General features: G+C 70.1%; 8 protein-coding genes. 2 read left to right on the top strand and 6 right to left on the bottom strand.

Translation table 11 applies throughout. From position 1 onward, the window contains the following. Positions 1 to 166 precede the first annotated feature (166 nt). The 6 genes from ACFV4K_RS19130 to ACFV4K_RS19105 all read right to left on the bottom strand — a co-directional run bounded on the left by ACFV4K_RS19130 (position 167) and on the right by ACFV4K_RS19105 (position 4718). Positions 167 to 943 carry a helix-turn-helix domain-containing protein gene (locus tag ACFV4K_RS19130; RefSeq protein ID WP_379276427.1) on the bottom strand — a complete coding sequence of 259 codons (777 nt, stop codon included), beginning with the start codon at positions 941 to 943 and terminating at the stop codon, positions 167 to 169. A gap of 424 nt (positions 944 to 1367) precedes the next feature. Beyond that, entirely contained in the window at positions 1368 to 2084 is a 717-nt protein-coding gene (locus ACFV4K_RS19125) for a vancomycin high temperature exclusion protein (RefSeq protein WP_379276426.1), read from the bottom strand. A gap of 64 nt (positions 2085 to 2148) precedes the next feature. Continuing rightward, complete coding sequence (locus ACFV4K_RS19120) at positions 2149 to 2778, bottom strand: TetR/AcrR family transcriptional regulator (RefSeq protein ID WP_379276425.1); 630 nt, start codon at positions 2776 to 2778, stop codon at positions 2149 to 2151. A 144-nt stretch (positions 2779 to 2922) separates the two neighbouring features. Then, positions 2923 to 3096, bottom strand: coding sequence for a hypothetical protein (locus ACFV4K_RS19115; protein WP_213560258.1), 174 nt, complete (start codon positions 3094 to 3096; stop codon positions 2923 to 2925). Positions 3097 to 3236: 140 nt separating this feature from the next. Next, positions 3237 to 3752, bottom strand: coding sequence for a gamma carbonic anhydrase family protein (locus ACFV4K_RS19110; RefSeq protein ID WP_379276423.1), 516 nt, complete (start codon positions 3750 to 3752; stop codon positions 3237 to 3239). A 9-nt stretch (positions 3753 to 3761) separates the two neighbouring features. Further along, positions 3762 to 4718, bottom strand: coding sequence for a GlxA family transcriptional regulator (locus ACFV4K_RS19105; protein WP_379276422.1), 957 nt, complete (start codon positions 4716 to 4718; stop codon positions 3762 to 3764). Between the two features lie 71 nt (positions 4719 to 4789). Here ACFV4K_RS19105 and ACFV4K_RS19100 point away from each other — a divergent pair, with 71 nt between their 5' ends. Together ACFV4K_RS19100 and ald are read left to right on the top strand one after the other, a co-directional pair. After that, complete coding sequence (locus ACFV4K_RS19100; RefSeq protein ID WP_379276421.1) at positions 4790 to 5584, top strand: MBL fold metallo-hydrolase; 795 nt, start codon at positions 4790 to 4792, stop codon at positions 5582 to 5584. 67 nt (positions 5585 to 5651) lie between these two features. Next, on the top strand, positions 5652 to 6761 hold the full coding sequence (ald, locus tag ACFV4K_RS19095) for an alanine dehydrogenase (RefSeq protein WP_379276419.1): 1110 nt from the start codon (positions 5652 to 5654) through the stop codon (positions 6759 to 6761). Positions 6762 to 6867: the final 106 nt, after the last annotated feature.

Raw genomic sequence — 6867 nt, 5'->3', positions numbered from 1 at the left:
GGCGCCAACTCGGCGCCTGCCCCGCCTTCTCGTTCAGCACGCGAGTGGCTCCGGGATCACAGAGACCACCACCCGCCCTGGATGTGGGTCGCGGATCGGAGTGAGGCGGTGCGGCCCCAGAGTTCCAGGGAACAATTGGTGCCTTGGGCGGGGCATGGGGGAGACGTCACAGGGGCAGGCACAGCAACAGGACTATTCGGTCGGGGTGGGTTTCGCACTGGATGGGGCCTACCTGGACGTTGTATTCGCGGATGGTGCCGGAGTTGGGGTTTCGGAGGCGGAGGGTGCGGACGGGTGGGGTGAAGTCGACCGTGCCTTCGGACCAGAAGTGGCGGAAGTGGGGGTAGCGGGCCAGGTCGGACACCAGGGTGGCGAGGGCGGGGTCGTCGGGGAGGCGGCCTACGGTCATGCGGAGCCATTGCACGTAGAGGCGGGCCTCGGTCTGCCAGTCGGGTTCGACGAGCTTGGCTATCGGGTTGCCGAAGAGCCAGTGGAAGATATTGCGGTCCTCGCGGAGGCCGGGGAAGGCGGCGTACCAGCCGTCATTGGCGTCGAGGACGTCGCCGCCGGGAGCTATGTAGGCGGCGAGGGCCGGCTCGAACAGGGCCAGGGCCTCGCGCTGGTCGGGGGTGAGGGAGTCGTACAGGTCCTCGGAGGTGGGGGCGTCGTCCACGCGCAGGCCGGCCAGGTCGAAGAGGTGGCGGCGGTCGGTGGGGGTCAGGGGCGCCTTGGTGTCGAGGCAGCGCAGGAGGGCTTCGACCACGGACCGGGTGGGGTTGCCGCGTTCGCCCTTCTCCAGCAACGTGACGTAGCTGGCGCTGACGCCGGCCGAGTATGCCAGGTGTTCGCGGGAGAAGCCGCGTTCGTCGCGGAGGCGGCGTAAGGCCTGGCCGAAGCTGGGAATCGAGATGTCATCCGTCAGCCGGTCGCCGTCTCCGGTCACCGATGCCCGCCTTCCCACTGCCTGCTCGTCGCCGATTCCCGCTCGCAGTCACCGACGAGCAACCCATAACGGGATGCTGCCACACAACTCGTTTCGCGACGATCATGCGTTGGATCCTGTTTGTGTGTGTTGCAGCGCTTGTGGCGGCGGTGCCGCGCGTGCTAATCGCGCTTACCACACCGTGCCGCGATCGGGTACTGGGAAGGTGCTGGGTATCGCCATGGAGTCGGCGCAGAATCCGGGTTCGGATCTCGTCGGGACCTGGTGGGCCGCAATACTTTTCGAGGAGTCTTCAATTTTCGCTCTCGAAAGGTTCAACACATGTGGGCTCTGGTTCTCGCCGCGGTCGGTCTGATGACGGGTAGCGCGGTGGCCGCGGGTGCGGCGGGTAGTGCGGGATCGCTGGCCGGGAATATCTGACCGGTCAGGGCTGCGGGTCCGCGGCCATCGCGTCGCGGACCGAACTCTCCTGTGCGCCACGGAATGTCGGCTCGGGGTGCAGGAGAATGGAATAGACGGCCTTGGTGTCGGCCAATTGCTCGCGCAGCCAATTCTGGCGATAGACCATGGTGTGCGGCATGGTGTCGTCACCGACCGCGACCGTGTCGATTCCGGCCGCGCGGCACAGCGCGATGGTGCGGGGCAGACTGAAATCCTGGGTGACCGCGATGGCGGAGGTGACGCCGAAGATGTCGTGGGCGCGCACGCACGATTCGTGGGTGCTGAATCCGGCGTAGTCGAGCGCGATCTTGGCGGCGGGCACGCCCTGTTCGATCAGGTAGGCGCGCATGGCGGTCGGCTCGTCGTAGGTGGAGCGGCCGTTGTCGCCGGTGAGCAGCAGCGCCTTCACCTTCCCGGCCGCCAGCAGCTGCCGGCCCAGGTCCAGGCGGGCCTTCAGATAGTCCGACGGCTTCCCGTTCGCCTTGACCTCCGCGCCGAGCACGATGGCGACATCGGCGGACGGAGCGCTCTCCACGCTGTACTCGTACTTCCGGTGCGCCATCCGGATCCACAGATCCGACGCCACCAAAACCGTGAAACTCAGCACCGCGATCACAGCGCAGATCTTCACCACCCGCCGCAACGGCAACCATGTGGCGACCCGGCTGCGGGCGGAGCGGAGAGCGGAACGCAACGGCATGGTTGCCAGTGTGCCGGAACTCCCCGCGCCGATCGAACGACTTTTCGCCCGCGTCGCTACCGGATCAGATCGGCTGCACGCCGATCATCGGCAGCACCGTGCGCCGCGCGAACTCGCGGGCCGCGGTCTCGTCGGTGAGCGGGATCAGCCCGTCCGGCGTCAGCACCAGCGACTGCCCCAGCCGTGCGAACACCTCCGCCACCAGATCCGCGTCGAAGTCCGGCACGTCCCCGGAAGCCTGTAGCGCGCGCAGTTTCTCGGCCAGGTAGGTGCGTCCGACCGCGAGCACCGGCCCGGCCTCGGTGGTCAGCCGCGGCAGGATGGTGTCGGGTTCGGTGCGCAGCAGCCGCCGCAGCAGCTTGTTGTTGGCGAGCTGAATGATGAACGCCGCGAACACCTCGACCAGCTGCGCCTGCCCGGACTTGCCGACCGCGGCGCGGCGCACGCGTTCGTCGATCTCGGCGATGAACAGCTGCGCCTCGCGCACGCCGACCGCGGCGACCAGATCGTTCTTGGATTCGAATCGCCGGTACAGGGTGGCGGGGCTGATCCCGGCGCGACGGGCGATCTCCCCCATGCTGGTTCGCTTGATCCCGAAGTCCAGGAACGCCGACAGCGCGCTTTCCAGTAGCTGTTCGCCTTCGCTCCGCGGCTTCTCGAGAATGCGTTGCAGGATGGTGGGAACGGACGGCATCGAGTCTCCAGTCGATCGGGTGGACGACCCCGCGACAACGCGGTGAACGGCCGAGGCGCGGTAGCGCACAGGCCGATCCGAAAGTATCTCATTGCCGCGGGGTCGCGGTTCGTACCCCGTCCGATCAGTGAACGCCCGGTCCGCTCAGCGGACGTCGAGGGCGGCCATTTCGCTCTCGATGGCATTGGCCGCGAAATCGATGCCGCTGGAACGCAGTTCGTGGACTCGGCGTTGCAGCGCCTCGAATCCCCCTGGCTGCGCGGCGATGTCGGCCACGCTGATGCGCTGTCGGTGCATACCGTCGTGCTTGTACGACACCGTGAAACCTCCTGCTAGCCCCGAGTGCGCACCCGGTCGGCGGCGGCGCAGCGCGGGCCGCCGGGGACGCATCCGCCGATGCTAGCAGCGTACTGACTGGTCACTTGTTCAGTGTGGGGCTTCTCACACGCCCCCTTCAGTCACGCCTCTTGACCCTGCCGGTGCAGCGCCGAGTTGTGCAGGTATGCGGCCGCATTCAGGCGAATGTGATCGCGCTCGGCCTCGCTCAGCTCCCGGCGCACCTTGCCCGGGACGCCCGCCACCAGCGACCCCGGCGGGATCTGCGCGCCCTCCGGCACCAGCGCGTTGGCCGCGATCAGACTGCCCTCGCCGATCACCGCGCCGTTGAGCACCGTCGCGCCCATCCCGATCAGCACGTCGTCGCCGACGGTGCAGCCGTGCAGAATCGCGTTGTGCCCGACCGAGACACCCTCGCCCACGGTGCACGGGAAGCCCGGATCGGCGTGCAGCACGCAGCCGTCCTGGATATTGCTGCGCGCGCCCACGGCGATCTGGTCCATGTCCCCGCGCAGCACCGCCGAATACCAGACGCTCACTTCGCCTTCCAGCCGCACCCGGCCGGCCACGGTGGCGTTGGGCGCGATCCACGCGGTCTCGTCGATCTGCGGCGCGTGCTCACCCAGCTGAATCCTCATGGGGCGAACTTAGCGGCGGAACAGGGCGCGGTGGGCCGCGGGGGTGGTGCCCAGCAGCCGGTGGAAGTGATGGCGCAGATTGACACCGGTGCCCAGACCGGAATCCGCGGCGACGCGATCCATCGTGTCGTCGGTCGATTCCAGCAGCAGCCGGGCGTGATCAACACGCTGCTGCAGCAGCCACTGCTGCGGGCTGGCGCCGGTGCGGTCGCGGAATCGCCGGGTGAAGGTGCGCCGCGACATGAGCGCCGTGCGCGCCCAGCCGTCCAGGTCCACCGGCTCGTCGAGATGGGTGCGGGCCCACACCATGGCGTGCTCGATCGGATCCTCGTCCACCGTTTCCGGCACCGCGACCGGAATGTACTGCGCCTGTGAGCCACTACGATGCGGGGCCAGGACGAGACTGCGCGCCAGCTCGGCCGCCATCCGGCTGCCGTGATCGGTGCGCACCAGATGCAGGCAGCAGTCGAGCGCCGCGGCCGTGCCGGCGGAGGTGATCAGATCGCCGTCGTCGGTCCACAACCGGTCGGCCCGCACCCGCACCGCCGGATAGGCGCGGGCCAGCTCGGTGGCCGCCGACCAGTGCGTGGTGATCTCGCGTCCGTCGGCCAGGCCGCTGGCCGCCACCGCCCACGCGCCCAGGCACAGGCCCACGATCCGCGCGCCGCGGGCGTGCGCCCGGTGCAGGGCCTCGCGAACCGGTTCGGGCAGTGGGCGATCGCGGTCCCACGCGGGGATCACGAAGGTGTCGGCGGTCTCGGCCGCCTCCAGGCCGTGGCCGACGACGATGTCGAATCCCGCGGGCGTGGCGAAGGTTCCGGGCTGCTCGGCGCACACCACCACGCGGTAGGGGCTGTGGTCGGGGCCGCCCGCGCCGATCCGGCCGAACACCAGGGTGGGGACCGACAGGTGGAAGGGGCTGATCCCGTCGTGCGCCAGAACGGCGACGGTGTGCTCGGCACTCATGGCCCGATCTTATCGATGCGCGGCCTTCGGGCCACTGTCGGCACTCGGCCCCGACGACGAAACTCGATGCCATGACGAACAAGATCGACACCGCGGCCGCCCTCGAGATCCTCCACATCGGCGGTCCCACCGTGCGTTTCGGCTACGGAGACCTGACCTTCCTGACCGACCCCACCTTCGACGAGCCCGGCAACTACCCCGGCCCGGTCACCCTCTACAAGCTCGCCGGACCCGCCGTCCCGGTCGCGGAGATCGGCCCGATCGACGTGGTGCTGCTCTCGCACGACCAGCACGCCGACAACCTCGACGCCGCCGGTCGCGCGCTGCTGCCGAGCGTCGAGCACGTGCTGTCGACCCCCGACGCCGCCGAGCGCATGGAAGGCGTTCGGGGACTCGCGAACTGGGAGTCGACGCGGATCGGCGCGGTGACCGTCACCGGCGTGCCCGCGCTGCACGGACCGGAGGGCTGCGAGTCGCTCACCGGTGTGGTCACCGGGTTCGTCCTGCAGGCCGACGGGCTGCCGACCGTGTACGTCTCCGGCGACAACGCCTCGGTCGAGAACGTGCATCGGATCGCGGAACGCTTCGGGCGCATCGACATCGCCATCCTCAATGTGGGCGCGGCGAACGTCGACCGCTTCGGCGATCTGGACCTGACCCTCAACGGCCGCACCGCCGCCAAGGCCTCGCTCGCCCTGGGTGACGCGCTGATCGTGCCGGTGCACGCCGAGGGCTGGGCGCACTTCTCCGAGCACCTCGACTACCTGACCCACCGCTTCATGCTCGCGGGACAGACCGACCGCCTGCGCATCCCGAGCCCGGGCGAGACCCTGACCCTCGAACTCCCCGCCGCGGTAGCCCGCTGACAGCGGCCGCCGAATTCGGGCCGTGGCGCTGATGGCGGCGCGGCCCCGGCCGGGGAACTATGGCGGTATGAGAATCGGGGTTCCACGGGAGGTCAAGGAGCAGGAATACCGCGTCGCCCTCACCCCGGCCGGCGCCGGGGAACTGGTGCGGGGCGGCCACGAGGTGCTGATCGAGGCCGGAGCGGGCATCGGGTCCGGCTTCCACGACGCCGACTACCTCGAGGCGGGCGCCCGCACCGCGCCCACCGCCGACGACGTCTGGGACGCGGCCGAACTGGTGCTGAAGGTGAAAGAGCCCATCGCCGAGGAGTATCCGCGCATGCGGGCGGGGCAGGTGCTGTTCACCTTCCTGCACCTGGCCGCCTCCCGCGATTGCACCGACGCCATCCTGCGCTCGGGCATCACCGCCATCGCCTACGAGACCGTGCGCGCCGCCGACGGCACCCTGCCGTTGCTCGCGCCCATGAGCGAGGTGGCGGGCAAGCTCGGCGGCATGGTCGGGGCGTATCACCTGATGGCGCCGCAGGGCGGGTCCGGACTGCTGCTCGGCGGGGTGCCGGGCGTGCGGCCCGCGGACACGGTGGTGCTGGGCGGGGGCGTGGCGGGCGTCAACGCGGCGACCGTCGCGCTCGGCATGGGGGCGCGGGTCACGGTGCTGGACACCAATATCGCGCGCTTGCGGGAACTCGACGCCCGGTTCGGCGGGCGGCTCACCACCATCGGATCGAATACCGCCGAGGTCGAGAAGGCCGTGCTGGCCGCCGATCTGGTGATCGGGTCGGTGCTGGTGCCGGGTGCGCGGGCCCCGAAACTGGTGCCCGACAGTCTGGTCGCGCGGATGCGGTCCGGCGCGGTGCTGGTCGACATCGCCATCGATCAGGGCGGCTGCTTCGAGAGCTCGCATCCGACCACGCACGCGAAACCGACGTTCCACGTGGCGGACACGCTGTTCTACTGCGTCGCGAACATGCCGGGCGCGGTCCCGCACACGTCCACGGTGGCGCTCACCAATGTGACGCTGCCGTACGCGCGCGCCATCGCGAACCTGGGCTGGTCGGGCGCGTGCGCCGCGGATCCCGGTCTCGCGCAGGGGCTCACGGCCGACGCCGGGCGGCTCTACTCGCCGGAGGTGGCGGCCGCGCACGGTCTGGGGCCGGCGACGTACACCTCGTCCTGACAACGGCGGCGGGGCCCCCCCCCGGGGTAAACGGGTTGGGGGCCGGCGGGGGGGGGGGGGACGGCGACGGGGCGCCCCCCCCCCCCACCGCGGCCCCGCCGGCGGC

It is taken from the genome of Nocardia sp. NPDC059764 (assembly GCF_042732555.1).
GTDB lineage: Bacteria > Actinomycetota > Actinomycetes > Mycobacteriales > Mycobacteriaceae > Nocardia.
The sequence above is the reverse complement of the archived record's forward strand: the minus strand, read 5'-3'. Positions and strand labels throughout refer to the sequence as shown.

Excerpts from the sequence above, each read along its gene's own strand:
- ACFV4K_RS19120 (WP_379276425.1), bottom strand. The coding sequence starts at position 2,778 with ATGCCGTCCGTTCCCACCATCCTGCAACGCATTCTCGAGAAGCCGCGG.
- ACFV4K_RS19110 (WP_379276423.1), bottom strand. The coding sequence starts at position 3,752 with ATGAGGATTCAGCTGGGTGAGCACGCGCCGCAGATCGACGAGACCGCG.
- ACFV4K_RS19125 (WP_379276426.1), bottom strand. The coding sequence starts at position 2,084 with ATGCCGTTGCGTTCCGCTCTCCGCTCCGCCCGCAGCCGGGTCGCCACA.
- ald (WP_379276419.1), top strand. The coding sequence starts at position 5,652 with ATGAGAATCGGGGTTCCACGGGAGGTCAAGGAGCAGGAATACCGCGTC.
- ACFV4K_RS19105 (WP_379276422.1), bottom strand. The coding sequence starts at position 4,718 with ATGAGTGCCGAGCACACCGTCGCCGTTCTGGCGCACGACGGGATCAGC.
- ACFV4K_RS19100 (WP_379276421.1), top strand. The coding sequence starts at position 4,790 with ATGACGAACAAGATCGACACCGCGGCCGCCCTCGAGATCCTCCACATC.